The sequence below is a fragment of the Streptomyces sp. BV286 genome (genome assembly GCF_019090165.1).
Lineage (GTDB): Bacteria > Actinomycetota > Actinomycetes > Streptomycetales > Streptomycetaceae > Streptomyces.
Genome location: NZ_JAHRIB010000152.1, coordinates 333,919 through 347,665, shown reverse-complemented (window position 1 = coordinate 347,665; position 13,747 = coordinate 333,919). Strand labels below are relative to the sequence as shown.

Sequence of the window (13,747 nt, the reverse complement as noted above, 5' to 3'; positions counted from 1 at the left end):
AGAAACCGGACACGGGCCACAGCTATCCGCCGCGGGTCCGTCCGGTGCGCGGTGGCCGGAGCCCGCCGCAGGTCGCCGGGAAGGAGCGAGCGGCGATGACCGATCTCCTGGGCGCGCTGCCCGGGCATCACAAGAAGCTGCTCCGCGACGCGGTTCCCGGCGTGGAGCTGGCCTCCCGGCCGATGCTCGCCACCCTGAGCGACCAGCGCGACTTCCCCGGTGAGTGGATCTTCGAGCGGAAGCTCGACGGTGTCCGCGTGCTGGCGGTGCGCGAGGGAGGCCGGCTCGTTCTGCTCTCACGCTCCGGCAACCGGCTCAACGAGACGTACCCGGAGATCGTGGAGGCGCTCGCCGCCCAGTCGTGCACCGACTTCACGGTGGACGGAGAGATCGTCGCGTTCGTACACGGCCGCACCGACTTCTCCCGCCTCCAGCAACGGATGGGGCTCACCCGGCGCCGGGACGTCGAGGCGAGCGGGGTGGCCGTGACGTACTACCTCTTCGATCTGCTCCGCCTCGAGGGCGCGGACACCACTCGGCTGCCGTTGCGCGCCCGCAAGTCGTTGCTCCGCCGCGCCCTGACGTACCGTGCGCCCCTGCGCGTGACGACGCACCGCAACGACGGCGGCGCCGAACTCCTGGCCGACGCCTGCGCCCGGGGCTGGGAAGGGCTGATCGCCAAGCGGGCCAAGAGCCTCTACCAGTCCCGCCGTTCGTCCGACTGGCTCAAGCTGAAGTGTTCCCTGGAGCAGGAGTTCGTGATCGGCGGGTTCACCGAACCAGGCGGGAGCCGTGTCGGGTTGGGTGCGCTGCTGCTCGGCCACTTCGAGGACGGCAGGCTGCGGTACGCGGGCAGGGTGGGCACGGGTTTCGACCGCCGTACGCTGCTCGCGCTGCGCGCGCGTCTCGACGAACTCCGCGTCGGCGCGTCGCCGTTCGGCGACCGGGTGACCGAGGCGGGCGCGCGATGGGCCCGTCCGGTACTGGTCGCGCAGATCGCTTTCACCGAGTGGACGCGGGACGGGATGCTGCGCCATCCGCGGTTCCTCGGGCTGCGCGACGACAAGCGGGCGCCGGACGTCGTCCGCGAACGGCCGGCCGACTGACCCGTACCCGGCGTCCCGGCGTGCGGTCAGTCCCGCTCCGCCCGAATGATCACCAGCTCCTCGCTCTCGTCACGCTCCGCGATACGCCCCGACTCCCGGAGCCACGGCAGACGCGAGCGGAGTACGGGCCCGAACGGGATGTGCGCCCGGTCGCTGACCGCGGGCCGCAGTCCGGATCGCTCCAGACGCTCCAGCGTCTCCTGTGTGCCGCTCAGCCCCGACTGGGCGAGGAGCAGGACGCCACCGGGTCGCAGGACCCGGGGAGCCTCGGCACAGATGCGGTCCAGGACCGTCCGGCCGTCGAGACCGGCGTTCCAGGCCCGCTCGGGACCCCGACCCCTGGAGGACTCCGAGGGCGGGGTGGGAACGTACGGCGGATTGCTCAGCACGATGTCGAAGGACCGGTCGCGGACCGGTTCGAGGAGGTCACCGCGGTGCACCGTCAGGCGCTGCCGGGACCGCAGGGCGTTCAGCCGGGCGGTGAGCACGGCCCTCCAGGCGATGTCGACCGCCGTGACGCGGGCGCCTTTGCGGGCCGCGCAGATCGCCAGCGTTCCGGTGCCGGTCCCGAGGTCGAGGACGTCCATTCCGGGGCCCGGACCCTCGCGGTAGAGAGCGCGGGCCAGGAGGAAGGTGTCGGCCTGCGGCGCGTACACACCCGGCGGTGCCACCACGGTGGCGGAAGGGCGTGCTGGGTCTAGGAGAAAGGCCATGAGGGTGGTCCTCCGTCCGGGCGCCCTCTCGGGTGCGGGAGGTGAGTGCCCTCGGCCGCCGATCGCCTGGTCGGGCACGTCTTTCAAGCCATCGAGTGCCCCTGGATCACTGCTCCACACCTCCTCCGTCACGGGCACCCCGCCCGTTCGGGAACACGGGAACGCCCCCGGCGGTCGCGGGCGGGACCCGGTGCGACCACGCGAGGGCGTACCACGTGCGAGTGGGCCGCTCTACCGGCCGGACTTCCTCGTGTGCTCGGCGGCCTTGCCCCTGAGCTCCTCGGCCTTGCCCGTCATCTGCTCACCGCGGCCCTCGCCCTCCATGGACATGTTGTCCGTGGCCCGGCCCGCGCTCTCCTTCATCTTGCCCTTCATCTGCTTCGCCTTGCCCTTTGCCTTACCCATGATGTTCCGTCCTTCGAATGAGGGGTTGGACTGCGCTTTCACCCTGCGCCCGAGACTCCACCTTCGCAATCCGTGACGTGCCGGACACTCACCGTTACCCGACCCGAAGGCGGGTGGTCGCGCGTCGACACGCACCTGACGGACGAAGGCGACGACGGGGAGCGTGGCGCCTGGCGGCGGAAGGCCGCCTCGACCCGTTCGACCTCGCGTTCGACTGCGGCGGGCGGGCCGCGACGAGCGTGTTTTGATCAGCCGTTGCTGGTTAGTCCGGAGAGTGGCAGGCCGCTGGCAAACCGCTCCCGGGAGGGTTCGGCAGTGAGCCCGCCACCCAGCCGCCCGTCTCGGGGAAACCCGCGACGGGCGGCTGGGTCTGCCGGCGCCAGGGCCCCTCGCGGGCGCCGGCTGTACGGACTCATCAGGAGCGGGCGCCTCCCGCGGAGGGCGTGGCCCCCGGCCCACGCTCGGATCCGGCCTCAGGCTCGGGCCCGGGCTCCGCATAGGCGAGCGCTTCCTCGCGCACCTTGGCGCAGCAGCCGCTGAGCAGCCGCGAGACGTGCATCTGCGAGATACCGAGGCACTCCGCGATGTGACTTTGGGTCATCCCCCTGAAGAAGCGCAGGTAGAGGATGGTCCGCTCACGCTCGGGAAGGGCTGCGATGCAGGGCTTCACCGCCTCGCGGTCGACGACCAGGTCGAATCCGGTGTCGGACTCGCCGAGGGCGTCCCCGAGCGCGTAGCCGTCGTCACTGCCGGGCAGTTCGGCATCCAGGGAGAGAGCGGTGAAGCTGTCGAGGGCCTCGAATCCGGCGCGTACGTCGTCCTCGCTCATCTGCGCGTACGCGGCGATCTCGGCGACCGTGGGCCGACGACCGGGAATGGTCTGCGACAACTCCTTCGCGGCCGCGCGAACCCGGTTGCGCAGGTCCTGGACGCGCCGCGGCACATGGAGAACCCACATGTGGTCGCGGAAGTGGCGCTTGATCTCGCCGGTGATGGTCGGGATGGCATAGCTCTCGAAGGCGTTGCCGCGCGCGGGGTCGTAGCGGTCGACTGCCTTGACGAGGCCGAGTGCCGCCACCTGGGCGAGGTCCTCGGTCGACTCACCCCGCCCTCGGTACCGGATGGCGATGCGGTGGGCCATGGGCAGCCAGTCCCGCACCAGTTCGTCGCGCAGGGCCTGCCGCTCGCCCCCCTCCGGCAGGGCGGCGAGCCGCTCGAAGGCGGCGGCCGAGTCCGGGGCGTCGTCGTGCGGATGCTGCTTCGTCCTGACGGTGATTGGCATGGTGCGTCGCATCTCCCTCAGAGGGTGCCGACGGGACAGTCACCATGGGAGGGCGTACACACGGACCGGCCGGAACACGCCGAGGTCTGGCGAACCAGCTCCCACGGACGTGCCTCCAGTCCGAAGCACTAGGTACAGATTCCCCTAAATGGACATCAACAAACTAATCATCCCATAACGTGACGTTACGGTGCTCGTCGGTCATGCAGAGTGACAGCCCTGGAAACGCTTCCCACGCCTCTCGGTCGACGGAAGCCCGCCGCACTCACGTCGCGGTACTAAATCGCGATTAGGGGAACCCAGCCTCCAGGAGGTGGAGGTCATGGTTCCGATTCTGTTGGTCCTGCTGCTGGTTCTGATTCTCTTCGGAGCCGGGTTCGCACTGGAGATCCTGTGGTGGATCGCCATTGCCGTGCTCGTCATCTGGCTGCTCGGCTTCCTGATGCGCAGCACCTCGAGTTCGGGAGGCAGGTCGCGTTGGTACAGATGGTGAGGGACAACCTCGCCGAACCGGCTCCGGAGCACGGCCTGCCCCGGAGCCGTTTCGCGTGGCCGTCCCGGACGGCATGGCCGCCCCGGACGGGCGAGGATGGGGCTGATCGGATGCCGTGAGAGCGCGGTGCGCGGACGCACTGTTTCGGTCGGTGGCACAGGGTACTCGCGGGGCATGGACTTCATCGCGACACCCCTGGCCGTCTCCGGCTCCGCAGTCGGCGGAATCGTGCCGTTCCTGGTGGGCGTCGTCCTCGTCGGCGGTCTGATCTGGGCCGTGTGGTGGGGACGTCGACTCCGTTCCCGGGAATCCGCGCCGCCGCGCCCCGAGGAGCAGCCGCGCCTTCCCGACTCGGGCCCCGTGGGCGAGGTGCGGGAACGGCGCGAGCCCTCCGAGGTGCCCCGGAGCGGGAACCGGCTGAACCCGAACCAGGTGCGCGCCGAAGGCAACAGCTCGTCCCACCGCGCCGCTGACCAGGAGGCGCCGACCTGGGACGAGAACAGCAGTGGCGGCTTCGGCAGCGGCGGCCCCGGCCGCACCTGACCTCCATTTCTCTTCTTGATGCCGGGCGCGCTCCGCGGTGGGCTGCCGGTGCGACGGTCGACAGGACACGTGCGGCAGGTCCACGCCGGGCACGGTACGGGTTGCATCGTTCCGGGCACGGCGTGGACTTACGGGCACCTCGGTCCCGGCCCGAGCCCCGTCCATCTGAACGACGGGCGCGGCCGGGGCGGGACGCACCGGACGGGCCGCGCCATGGCCGCCGACCTGCACGGAGTCGCCCCGACACCCGTGGTCCGGTCGCTCGCCGCAGCTCCCTCACAGAGCTTCCGCAGGTGAGGAGCTGTCGATCACGGGTACTCGTGGCGCATGGAACGTGTGGATCAGCGCCCGACCGCGGCACCGGAACTCCCGCCGAGCCGGGGAGACCTCTCCGCGGCACTCATCGCATACCTGCGCGGCACGGGACCACTGCCGGACGACGCCACTCTCGCCGACGCCTCGCCCCTCGGTGAGGATCTGCAGCTCGCTCTCTATCTCTGCTACGAGCTGCACTACCGGGGCTTCGCCGGCGTCGACTCCTCCCGTGAATGGGACCCGGAGCTGCTGCGGGTCCGCGCGGCGATGGAGAAGCCGTTCCTCGCGGCCCTGCGCGCCGGGGCGACCAGGCACGACCACGCGGACGACGCACTGGACGAACTGCTCGTGGAACCCGTCGACGGCCAGGGCGTCTCCCATTTCCTGCAGGACAAGGGCGAGTTGTGGCAGCTGCGCGAGTACGCCGCCCAGCGCTCGGTCTACCACCTCAAAGAGGCCGACCCGCACGCCTGGGTTCTCCCACGCCTGTGGGGGCGCGCCAAGGCCGGTATGGCGGCGGTGGAGTTCGACGAGTTCGGAGCGGGGCGCGCCGATCGCGTGCACGCCAAGCTGTTCGCCGACCTCATGGCCGACCTGGACCTGGACCCGACGTACGGGCGCTATCTCGACGCGAGCGGCGCGGAGGCCCTCGCCGTCGTCAACCTGATGTCCCTCTTCGGTCTGCACCGCGCGCTGCGCGGCGCGCTGGTGGGGCACTTCGCCGCGGTGGAGACCACGTCCTCCCCCGGTTCCAAGCGGCTGGCCCGCGCCATGGCCCGTACGGGCGCCGGACCGGCGGCCGAGCACTTCTACCGCGAGCACGTCGAGGCCGACGCGGTGCACGAGCAGGTCGTACGCCGCGAGGTCGTCGCCGGTCTACTGGAGGAGGAGCCGCACCTCGACCGCGACATCGCGTTCGGAGTCGACGCGACCGAATGGCTGGAGGACCGTCTCGCCGACCGGTTGCTCGCAGCATGGCGCTCGGGCGAGTCCTCGTTGCGCACAGCCGTGTGACCGCGTGACGCACCCGCGCCCCATGGATTCCCGGACCGGATCGTCGAGAGAAAGGCGGTGAACGGCCGTGCCGGACACCCCCGCCGAACGCCCGCGTCGGATCGTCGCCCGGCGTGAGGGCCCCCTGCTCGTCGAAGGGCCGGTCGAGATCGTTCTGGAGGACGGCACGACCGTGACCTCCGAGCGTTTCTGCGTGGCTCTGTGCACGTGCCGACGCAGCCGCATCTATCCCTGGTGCGACACAAGCCACCGCCGGCACTCCCCGAGCACCCGCCCCGACTCCGGACACTGAGGCTCTGACGCCCCGCGGGACATCGATCCGCCTCCGCACGGGCACCCGGGGCCGATGGGCGCTCTTCTCGCACTGGCCTCGGCGGTCTGCTACGGCGTCGTCGACTTCGCCGGCGGGCTGCTGTCCCGCAGGATGCACTTCGCCGTCGTCACCTTCCTCGGCCAGATCGGCGGTCTCCTGCTGGCGGTCGTCTTGGCGTCGATGGTGCCCGCGGAGGCGGTGCGGTCCACCGATGTGCTGTGGGGTGCACTGTCCGGGGTGGGCAGCGGAGCCGCCATGCACTTCCTCAACCGGGGTCTGAGCCGGGGGGCGATGAGTGTCGTGGTCCCGGTGAGCGCCGTCACCGGGGTGGCGCTGTCCGTGCTGTGCGGCGTCTGCTTCCTGGGTGACCGGCCCACACCCCTGGCCTGGCTGGGAATCTGCGTCACGGTGCCCGCGCTGTGGTGTGTCCGGCGGCGGTACCCCGCGGGGCGCGGCCACGCGCCGGGCGGCCGCCGACGGGCTGCTCGCCAGCCTGGGAGTGGCCGTGCAGTACATCGGCCTGGCCCAGGCGGATCCCGCGAGCGGTGTGTGGCCCGTGGCGGCCGGGCGCGCGGCCGCCGTCGTCCTGTTGCTGCCCAGCGCCTGGCGGCATCTGCCCGAGTTCCGGCAGCCGACGGCCCGGCTGGTCCAGGCCCTGGTCATCGGAGCGGGCGCCGCCCTCGGTCTCGCTCTCTATCTGTGGGCGGCCCACCAGCAGATGCTCGCCCTCGCCGTCGTACTGGCATCGCTGTACCCGGCGATTCCCACCGTGCTGGGGCTTGCGCTGCTCCACGAGAAGGTGAGCCGGCAGCAGGTGGCCGGACTGCTGGCCGCCGCGGGCGCCGTCGTCCTGCTGACCCTGGGTTGACGCGTCGGCCCTACCGGTCTTGCCCTGCCCGTCTCGCCCTGCCCTCGACACCAATAGCACACGCATTCGAATCTGCGGGTAGCCTGGAGGCATGTCCACGCATCTCCAGGGTTCACTGTTCGACCAGAGCGACGCCATCCGTCTCGACCCGCTCGGCGGGCTGCGCCGGACCGCGCTCGGCGACGGGGCGTGGATCGACCTGCTGCCCGGCTGGCTCCACGGGGCGGACGCCCTCTTCGCCCGACTGGCGGACGAGGTGCCGTGGCGGGCCGAGCGACGCCAGATGTACGAACACACGGTGGACGTGCCACGGCTGCTGGCGTTCTACCGGGCGGCCGACGCCCTGCCGCATCCCGTCCTCGACGAGGCGCGGGACGCCCTGTCCGGCCACTACGCCGAGGAGTTGGGCGAACCGTTCACCACGGCCGGGCTCTGCTACTACCGGGACGGCCGCGACAGCGTCGCCTGGCACGGGGACCGGACCGGCCGCGGTGCGCACCAGGACACGATGGTCGCGATCCTGTCCGTGGGGGCTCCGCGGGATCTGCTGCTGCGGCCCCGGCGCGGCGGCGCAGTGGTGCGGCGCCCGCTCGGACACGGCGACCTGATCGTGATGGGCGGCTCCTGCCAGCGCACCTGGGAGCACGCGATCCCCAAGAGCGCGCGGGCCGCGGGCCCTCGCGTCAGTGTCCAGTTCCGGCCGCACGGAGTGCAGTGACCGCGGGGGTGCCACCCGGTGGCACCCCCGACACGTCACGGCTGACTCACGGGCTCCCTGCTGCGGCGGCGCCACGAACGGGCGGGGCGCGGCTCCTGGTTCGGCAGCCAGCCGAAGGCGAGACAACTGCCGACGACACCGAGGAGGAGACCGATGAAGAATCCGCCCAGGTTCGAGGTGAGCCAGGTGCCCAGGGAGAACAGGACGCCGAGGACCGAGTAGAAGAGGCGCTGCGCGGGGTTGAAGAGGATCAGCAGCCCGCAGATCAGCATCAGGAGGGGCAGGAGATAGCCGGCCAGGCCCTGCATGCCGATGTGCATGACGACCTTCAACGACGCCTTCTGCGTGAGCAGGATCTCCGCCCCGCCCAGAGCGAGCAGCAGCCCGCCCCAGAACGGGCGGGCCGCACGCCAGCGCCGGAAGGCGACCATCAGCAACCCTTGTCGCTGAAGCGCAGCTTCAGACCGGGAAGCTTGAACACGGCCGCCGTGGTGGCGTAGTTGGTCTGCCGCAGGTTGGAGATGTGGACGGTGTCCGCCTGCTGGCTGAAGACGCCCGCCGAGCCCCGCGTGTGGGACTTGTTGAGCGTGCTGGCGTCGTTGCCGATCTCGATGTTGTCGAAGGCCGCGTCACCCGACAGCTCGGTGGAGTCGGTCGTGAGGTTGGTCGCCGACACCGGCTGCGACCCCGCGCCGGCAGTGATGAGCAGGTTCGTGCCACCGAGGTCGACGCTCTGGCAGAGCTTGGTCAGGGTCGCCTTCTTGATCGCGGACACCACCACCAGGACCTGGCCGCCGGTGTCACCCTCGTTGGGGCTGCCCTCGGCCATCTGGTCGAGGGAACCGAACTGCGCGAAGCCCTCGCCGTCGAGGTTCGTCGCGGTGACGGTGAAGGGCATGCCGGATATCGCGAACTGCACACCCAGGGCCCCCTCGGCGGTGAGGATCATGAGTGTGGCGGCGATCGCGGTGGCGGGGACGCCCATCACCGCGGCCCGGCGCAGCCGCACCCGCCCGCGTCTCTCGGGGGTGCCAGGGGTGTGTGACATGGAACCGCTTTCCGGCACTTCGGAAGGCTCAGGGGTGGAACCGGCGGACGAGACGGCGTCCGAGGACGAGGCCATTTTCTGCTCCCAGGGGCATGGTCAACGCGGGTAGGGCTTCAAGTGGCACGTTGTCCTGGCGCGGACAGCGAATGCGGCGCACGCCTCCCCACACCTCCCGGCGGGTGCAAGGGCTTTCAGGTTACGCAGCAGTAGCCGCGACGGAAGTTACCCGCGGTAAGGGGCGAGGGTCAAGCACCTTGTGCGAAAAGGACGTTGGAGATGTGACGAAGGCGTGGAGGGCCCCTCCCGCAGCTCCGGGAAAGACACTCCCCCGCAGCCCGGAGCCCCTGCGGCACGCACCGGCCGACGATCGGGCCCGATCACTGATTCAACGTCAACTTCCTTACAGCATCTTGACGTTGAACATCACTCAGGTCTAGAACTCTCCCTGGTTACGCACGGATCCGTGGCGCCGGATCCGTCCAGCGGCGCACGTCGACTCCCGGGCACCATCCCGCCACACGGCCGACAGGCCGGTCAGGCGGTCGACCGACCACTACCAGCAGGCCGACCGCACGTGCGATCCGCATCCACCCCTCCATGGCACCGGCACGGTCGCTTCCCCTCCGGGACCGCGTCCGGTCGCCCTACCGCCGGTCCCGTGCCGGAGGCCGTCCGTCGACGCCCCCGGCCAACCACCCGGCAGCCATCGCCGGCCCGTCGCGTACGGAGAAGGCGCGACGGGCCGGCGCCGGCACTCTCTCCCCACCCCACCTCCAGAATGAGGCACCCTCATGCGTACTCGGACTTCCCTTGCCCTGGCCGCGGCGGTCACGGCCCTCGCCCTCTCCGCGGCCGGCCCGGCCTCGGCCGCCGACGGCTCGGTCCTGACCACCGGCGGCCCCGCCGGCACGGCCGTCGCCGCCGGTGACGTCCTCAGCGCCTCGCTGGCCGCCGGCACCAACGCCACGCTCTACTCCAGCGCCACCGGCACGAGCGGCCTCTCCTGCTCGTCGTCCGCCTTCGTCGCCGAGGTCGTCGACAACCCGGCCGCGCCGGGCACGGCCACCGAGTCGGTCACCAGTCACACCTTCGACAGCGCCAGTTGCACCAGCAACGTCATCGGGGTGCTCGGCGTCACCCGCATCACGGTCGACAACCTGCCCTACACCACGGCCGTGACCTCCGAGGGCGCGGTCACCATCACCCCGGCCGCCGGCTCGTCCATCCAGACGACCGTCGTGCTGCGGACGCTGCTCGGCAGCATCAACTGTGTCTACCGGGCGCCCAGCCTGTCGGGCACGTCGAGCAACGTCGACAACAGCATCGCCTTCGCGAACCAGCAGTTCACGAAGTTCTCCGGCTCGTCGCTGTGCTTCAGCAACGGCTTCTTCACCGCCAAGTACGCCCCGGTCACCGACACGACGCAGGAGGGCAGCCCGACGGTCTTCGTCAACTGACGGCGGCCGACGGCGGCCCGGACCGACGGCGCCCACCCGAACGCGTGCGGGGCGGGGAGATCTCTCTCCCCGCCCCGCACGCGTGCACCGGCTCACTTCACTTCAGGTCGCTCTTCTTGAGGTAACCCGAGTCGACGAGCACCTGCTCGTAGTTGGCCTTGTCGACGCTCACCGGCTCCAGGAGGTACGCGGGGACGACCTTCTTCCCGTTGTCGTACGTCCGGGTGTCGTTGAGCGCCGGCTTCTTGTTGTGAACCATCGAGTTGACCATGTACGCGGTGACCAGCGCCAGCTCGCGGGTGTCCTTGTAGACGGTCTGGGACTGGTCACCCTCCATGATCGACTTGATCGAGGGCACCTCGGCGTCCTGACCCGTGATGATGGGCAGCGGCTTCCCCGGCGCCCCGTAACCGTGTTCCTTCAGCGCCTTGATGATGCCGATCGACATGCCGTCGTACGGGGAGAGGATCGCGTCGACGTCCTGGTCGGTGTACTCCGAGTCGAGGAGCTTGTTCATGCGCTTCTCCGCCGTGGGGCCGTCCCAGCGCAGGGTGGTGATCTCGTCGAGCTCGGTCTCGCCGGATCTGACGATCAGGTCGCCGTTCTGGATGTACGGCTCCAGGACCTCCATCGAGGCCTCGTAGAAGTAGCGCGTGTTGTTGTCGTCGGGAGAACCGGCGAAGAGCTCGACGGTGAACGGGCCCTTCCCACTGCCGTTGACGAGCCCGAGGCTCTCCGTGATGAAGTCGGCCTGCAGCGTGCCGACCTTCACGTTGTCGAAGGTCGCGTAGTAGTCGACGTTCGGGGTCCCGAGTATCAGCCGGTCGTAGGCGATCACCGGGATGTTGGCGGATTCCGCCTTCTCCAGGACGTCGGCGAACACCTTGCCGTTGACCGAGGCGATGACCAGGGCGTCGACGCCGCTGTCGATCATGGCCTGAATCTGCGCGACCTGGTTCTTCGGGTCGTTGTCGGCGTACTTGAGGGTGGTGGTGTAGCCGAACCCCTTGAGCTCGTCGACCATGTTCTGGCCGTCGTTGATCCACCGCTGTGACGTCTTGGTGGGCATGGCGATGCCGACGGACGCCGCTTCGCCGCCGCTGCCGGTGTCGGAGTCCTCACCGCAAGCGGTGAGGGAGATGGCCAGGACCGTCGAAATGGCCGCAGCTACGGTGGTGCGGGCGCGCATGCTCATCGTTCCTCACTGGATGACAGGCAGTCGGTGGAACTCGGCGGCCGGCTGCGCACCGGAAGGGCGTCGCCCGATCCCGGCCGGACCGGCAGGTCGTGATGGAGCCGCCCGCGGCACACGGATCCTGGCGGAGTCCCTGGTGCGTTCTGTTCGGTGCCGAGGTCGAGCCGAGGCTGCCCTGACGGGGGTTCGGGGCGCCGTACCCGAAGGGCCGCACTGCGCGTACGGACCGGAGGCGGGGCGCCGAGGTTGACCGGAGCCCGGCTGCGTGAAGCCTTCCGGGATCGGCTGGGCTCACCGGGTCACGGTGAGGGTGGTGCGTCAGACCGGACGGTATGTCTCTCGCGTTGGGGCTCCGCTGAACCCGCACACGAGCAGGCCGGGGTGACCGGCCCCCACGTGCGCGGACTCGAACGTGGGGTGCGCCGGGCAGCGTATCCCGACGTAGGGCCGCTGTGGCCCTCTTTCATCACATTAGTTGCGGCAGCGCACGATCGGCCACGGCGAGGCGCGGCGACTCTCGGTGCGTTTGCGGATGATCCGGTTCCAACTGCCCTGCCCGGGAAGCCGGTTGCCCGATCGCGAGGAGGGCGCGGCGGACGCCGCCGCGAGCCAGGGGCGTCGGTCCAGGAGTGAATCCACGTCGGAAGCGGGGGTGGGCACCACGTTTCGTTCGAACGCTCACGAGGCCGTGCGCCGCAGCGGGGAAGACCGACCCATGGTGGGAATTCACGTCAGTTTTCGGACGTGAGCGACACCACGGACATGTCCGGGAACCCGCAAGATCATCGCCACGGACCCCACTGGGGAGCGAAGTTGCGCCCGAAGGCTCTCCGGAGGCCTCCGCACAGCAAGATCACCCTTGTTCAATCCTGTATGACATGTGGGCAATTGTCCTGATCGTAGCCAACCAAGCAGTCCCGACTTCCCTGCTCGGCCAAAGGGTCGATAGGCATACGAATCGCCAATCGATCCCTTCCCGGCGGCATATGCGACCGCTTCTGCCGCCGGGACCGAGTACGAGGACGTCTCCGTATGCCGCATCCCACCCGCCGCCGTGCCCTGCAGGGCGCGGCCGGACTGGCCGTCACCGCCGGCACCCTGGCCGCCGCCCCTTCGCACGAGTCCGCAGCGGACCGCCACGACGGGCCCACCGCCTTCGACGAGGTCTACAAGGGCCGTCGGATAACGGGCCGGCCGACAGGCGGCCATCACCACCACGGGGCCGGCTACACGGTGTTCGTCGACGGCGCCGAGCTGCACCTGATGCGCAACGCCGACGGCACCTGGATCAGCGTCGTGAGCCACTACGACCCGGTGGCGAGCCCGCGCGCGGCGGCCCGCGCCGCGGTGGAGGAGCTCCAGGGAGCCCCGCTCGTCCCGTTCAACTGACCTTCCCGGCACTGGAGTTCATTTCTCATGACCGTACGCAAGAACCAGGCGAACCTGACCGCGGACGAGAAGCGCCGGCTGGTCGCCGCGTTTCTCGAGCTCAAGCGGACCGGCCGGTACGACGCCTTCGTCACGACCCACAACGCGTTCATCCTCAGCGACACCGACACCTCCGAACGGGTGGGCCACCGTTCGCCCTCGTTCCTCCCCTGGCACCGCAGGTTCCTCCTCGAGTTCGAACGGGCCCTGCAGGCCGTCGACGCCTCCGTGGCGCTGCCGTACTGGGACTGGACCACCGACCGGACGGCCCGCTCCGGCCTGTGGGCGCCGGACTTCCTCGGCGGCACGGGACGCGCCGTCGACGGACGGGTGATGGAGGGGCCGTTCGCCGCGGCCGCCGGAAACTGGCCCATATCCGTGCGGGTCGACGCCCGCACGTATCTGCGCCGCTCGCTCGGCGGCAACGGACGGCCTCTGCCGACCGGCGCCGAGGTCGAGTCGGTGCTCGCCATGTCCACCTATGACATGGCGCCGTGGAACAGCGCGTCCGACGGCTTCCGCAACCATCTCGAGGGCTGGCGCGGAGTCAACCTGCACAACAGGGTCCACGTGTGGGTGGGCGGGCAGATGGCCACGGGCGTCTCCCCCAACGACCCGGTCTTCTGGCTGCACCACGCCTACATCGACAAGCTGTGGGCCGAGTGGCAGCGCAGACACCCGGACTCCGGCTACCTGCCGACCGCGGGCACACCGGACGTCATCGACCGCGACGAGCGCATGAAGCCGTGGAACGACACCGCACCCGCCGATCTGCTGGACCACACGGCCCACTACACGTTCGACACCGCCTGACCGGTCGGCGGGGCCGTCCGCGACCCGACCGGGGGC

16 protein-coding genes and 1 pseudogene are annotated in these 13,747 nt (G+C 70.2%); 11 read left to right on the top strand and 6 right to left on the bottom strand.

The window, feature by feature from the left end:
* Window positions 1-95 precede the first annotated feature (95 nt).
* The gene (ligD, locus tag KUF83_RS27410) at window positions 96-1,106 is read left to right on the top strand and encodes a non-homologous end-joining DNA ligase (RefSeq protein ID WP_217457599.1); all 1,011 of its coding nucleotides are present in this window, start codon (window positions 96-98) and stop codon (window positions 1,104-1,106) included.
* A gap of 26 nt (window positions 1,107-1,132) precedes the next feature.
* Here the strand turns inward: ligD and KUF83_RS27405 are convergent, their stop codons facing one another.
* The 3 genes from KUF83_RS27405 to KUF83_RS27395 form a co-directional block, all read right to left on the bottom strand.
* Window positions 1,133-1,819 (bottom strand): HemK2/MTQ2 family protein methyltransferase, encoded by a 687-nt coding sequence (locus KUF83_RS27405; protein WP_217457598.1) that lies wholly within the window; start codon window positions 1,817-1,819, stop codon window positions 1,133-1,135.
* Between the two features lie 231 nt (window positions 1,820-2,050).
* Complete coding sequence (locus KUF83_RS27400) at window positions 2,051-2,224, bottom strand: CsbD family protein (protein WP_217457597.1); 174 nt, start codon at window positions 2,222-2,224, stop codon at window positions 2,051-2,053.
* Between the two features lie 415 nt (window positions 2,225-2,639).
* Window positions 2,640-3,506 (bottom strand): RNA polymerase sigma factor SigF, encoded by an 867-nt coding sequence (locus KUF83_RS27395; protein WP_217457596.1) that lies wholly within the window; start codon window positions 3,504-3,506, stop codon window positions 2,640-2,642.
* Window positions 3,507-3,828: 322 nt separating this feature from the next.
* Between KUF83_RS27395 and KUF83_RS27390 the strand changes: the two genes are divergently transcribed.
* The 7 genes and pseudogenes from KUF83_RS27390 to KUF83_RS27365 all read left to right on the top strand — a co-directional run bounded on the left by KUF83_RS27390 (window position 3,829) and on the right by KUF83_RS27365 (window position 7,770).
* Window positions 3,829-3,999: a hydrophobic protein gene (locus KUF83_RS27390; protein ID WP_217457595.1), complete on the top strand. Its 171-nt coding sequence runs from the start codon at window positions 3,829-3,831 to the stop codon at window positions 3,997-3,999.
* 174 nt (window positions 4,000-4,173) lie between these two features.
* Entirely contained in the window at window positions 4,174-4,542 is a 369-nt protein-coding gene (locus KUF83_RS27385; protein WP_217457594.1) for a DUF6479 family protein, read from the top strand.
* 327 nt (window positions 4,543-4,869) lie between these two features.
* Entirely contained in the window at window positions 4,870-5,871 is a 1,002-nt protein-coding gene (locus KUF83_RS27380) for an iron-containing redox enzyme family protein (protein WP_217457593.1), read from the top strand.
* 67 nt (window positions 5,872-5,938) lie between these two features.
* On the top strand, window positions 5,939-6,163 hold the full coding sequence (locus KUF83_RS27375; protein WP_217457592.1) for a CDGSH iron-sulfur domain-containing protein: 225 nt from the start codon (window positions 5,939-5,941) through the stop codon (window positions 6,161-6,163).
* A gap of 54 nt (window positions 6,164-6,217) precedes the next feature.
* Window positions 6,218-6,553, top strand: a pseudogene (locus tag KUF83_RS42110) (EamA family transporter); the annotation flags it as partial.
* A 55-nt stretch (window positions 6,554-6,608) separates the two neighbouring features.
* Entirely contained in the window at window positions 6,609-7,052 is a 444-nt protein-coding gene (locus tag KUF83_RS42855) for an EamA family transporter (RefSeq protein WP_308403145.1), read from the top strand.
* 91 nt (window positions 7,053-7,143) lie between these two features.
* A complete protein-coding gene (locus KUF83_RS27365; RefSeq protein WP_217457591.1) occupies window positions 7,144-7,770 on the top strand; it encodes an alpha-ketoglutarate-dependent dioxygenase AlkB in 627 nt (208 codons plus the stop codon).
* Between the two features lie 35 nt (window positions 7,771-7,805).
* Here the strand turns inward: KUF83_RS27365 and KUF83_RS27360 are convergent, their stop codons facing one another.
* Both KUF83_RS27360 and KUF83_RS27355 read right to left on the bottom strand, forming a co-directional pair.
* Window positions 7,806-8,201 (bottom strand): DUF6114 domain-containing protein, encoded by a 396-nt coding sequence (locus tag KUF83_RS27360; RefSeq protein ID WP_217457590.1) that lies wholly within the window; start codon window positions 8,199-8,201, stop codon window positions 7,806-7,808.
* Complete coding sequence (locus tag KUF83_RS27355; RefSeq protein ID WP_217457589.1) at window positions 8,201-8,893, bottom strand: DUF6230 family protein; 693 nt, start codon at window positions 8,891-8,893, stop codon at window positions 8,201-8,203. Before KUF83_RS27355 ends, KUF83_RS27360 begins: the two co-directional genes overlap by 1 nt.
* 716 nt (window positions 8,894-9,609) lie before the next feature.
* Here KUF83_RS27355 and KUF83_RS27350 point away from each other — a divergent pair.
* Window positions 9,610-10,275 carry a Tat pathway signal sequence domain protein gene (locus tag KUF83_RS27350; protein WP_217457588.1) on the top strand — a complete coding sequence of 222 codons (666 nt, stop codon included), beginning with the start codon at window positions 9,610-9,612 and terminating at the stop codon, window positions 10,273-10,275.
* 97 nt (window positions 10,276-10,372) lie between these two features.
* Here the strand turns inward: KUF83_RS27350 and chvE are convergent, their stop codons facing one another.
* Window positions 10,373-11,470, bottom strand: coding sequence for a multiple monosaccharide ABC transporter substrate-binding protein (gene chvE / locus KUF83_RS27345; protein WP_217457587.1), 1,098 nt, complete (start codon window positions 11,468-11,470; stop codon window positions 10,373-10,375).
* A 1,032-nt stretch (window positions 11,471-12,502) separates the two neighbouring features.
* Here chvE and KUF83_RS27340 point away from each other — a divergent pair.
* Both KUF83_RS27340 and KUF83_RS27335 read left to right on the top strand, forming a co-directional pair.
* The gene (locus tag KUF83_RS27340; RefSeq protein ID WP_217457586.1) at window positions 12,503-12,859 is read left to right on the top strand and encodes a tyrosinase cofactor; all 357 of its coding nucleotides are present in this window, start codon (window positions 12,503-12,505) and stop codon (window positions 12,857-12,859) included.
* 27 nt (window positions 12,860-12,886) lie between these two features.
* Window positions 12,887-13,711 (top strand): tyrosinase family protein, encoded by an 825-nt coding sequence (locus tag KUF83_RS27335; protein ID WP_217457585.1) that lies wholly within the window; start codon window positions 12,887-12,889, stop codon window positions 13,709-13,711.
* Window positions 13,712-13,747: the final 36 nt, after the last annotated feature.

What these genes read in the sequence shown, in the direction of transcription:
- KUF83_RS27365 (WP_217457591.1), top strand. Translation starts at nt 7,144, where the DNA reads ATGTCCACGCATCTCCAGGGTTCACTGTTCGACCAGAGCGACGCCATC.
- chvE (WP_217457587.1), bottom strand. Translation starts at nt 11,470, where the DNA reads ATGAGCATGCGCGCCCGCACCACCGTAGCTGCGGCCATTTCGACGGTC.
- KUF83_RS27360 (WP_217457590.1), bottom strand. Translation starts at nt 8,201, where the DNA reads ATGGTCGCCTTCCGGCGCTGGCGTGCGGCCCGCCCGTTCTGGGGCGGG.
- KUF83_RS27350 (WP_217457588.1), top strand. Translation starts at nt 9,610, where the DNA reads ATGCGTACTCGGACTTCCCTTGCCCTGGCCGCGGCGGTCACGGCCCTC.
- KUF83_RS27385 (WP_217457594.1), top strand. Translation starts at nt 4,174, where the DNA reads ATGGACTTCATCGCGACACCCCTGGCCGTCTCCGGCTCCGCAGTCGGC.
- KUF83_RS27380 (WP_217457593.1), top strand. Translation starts at nt 4,870, where the DNA reads ATGGAACGTGTGGATCAGCGCCCGACCGCGGCACCGGAACTCCCGCCG.
- KUF83_RS27390 (WP_217457595.1), top strand. Translation starts at nt 3,829, where the DNA reads ATGGTTCCGATTCTGTTGGTCCTGCTGCTGGTTCTGATTCTCTTCGGA.
- KUF83_RS27355 (WP_217457589.1), bottom strand. Translation starts at nt 8,893, where the DNA reads ATGGCCTCGTCCTCGGACGCCGTCTCGTCCGCCGGTTCCACCCCTGAG.
- ligD (WP_217457599.1), top strand. Translation starts at nt 96, where the DNA reads ATGACCGATCTCCTGGGCGCGCTGCCCGGGCATCACAAGAAGCTGCTC.
- KUF83_RS27335 (WP_217457585.1), top strand. Translation starts at nt 12,887, where the DNA reads ATGACCGTACGCAAGAACCAGGCGAACCTGACCGCGGACGAGAAGCGC.
- KUF83_RS27340 (WP_217457586.1), top strand. Translation starts at nt 12,503, where the DNA reads ATGCCGCATCCCACCCGCCGCCGTGCCCTGCAGGGCGCGGCCGGACTG.
- KUF83_RS27405 (WP_217457598.1), bottom strand. Translation starts at nt 1,819, where the DNA reads ATGGCCTTTCTCCTAGACCCAGCACGCCCTTCCGCCACCGTGGTGGCA.
- KUF83_RS27400 (WP_217457597.1), bottom strand. Translation starts at nt 2,224, where the DNA reads ATGGGTAAGGCAAAGGGCAAGGCGAAGCAGATGAAGGGCAAGATGAAG.
- KUF83_RS27395 (WP_217457596.1), bottom strand. Translation starts at nt 3,506, where the DNA reads ATGCCAATCACCGTCAGGACGAAGCAGCATCCGCACGACGACGCCCCG.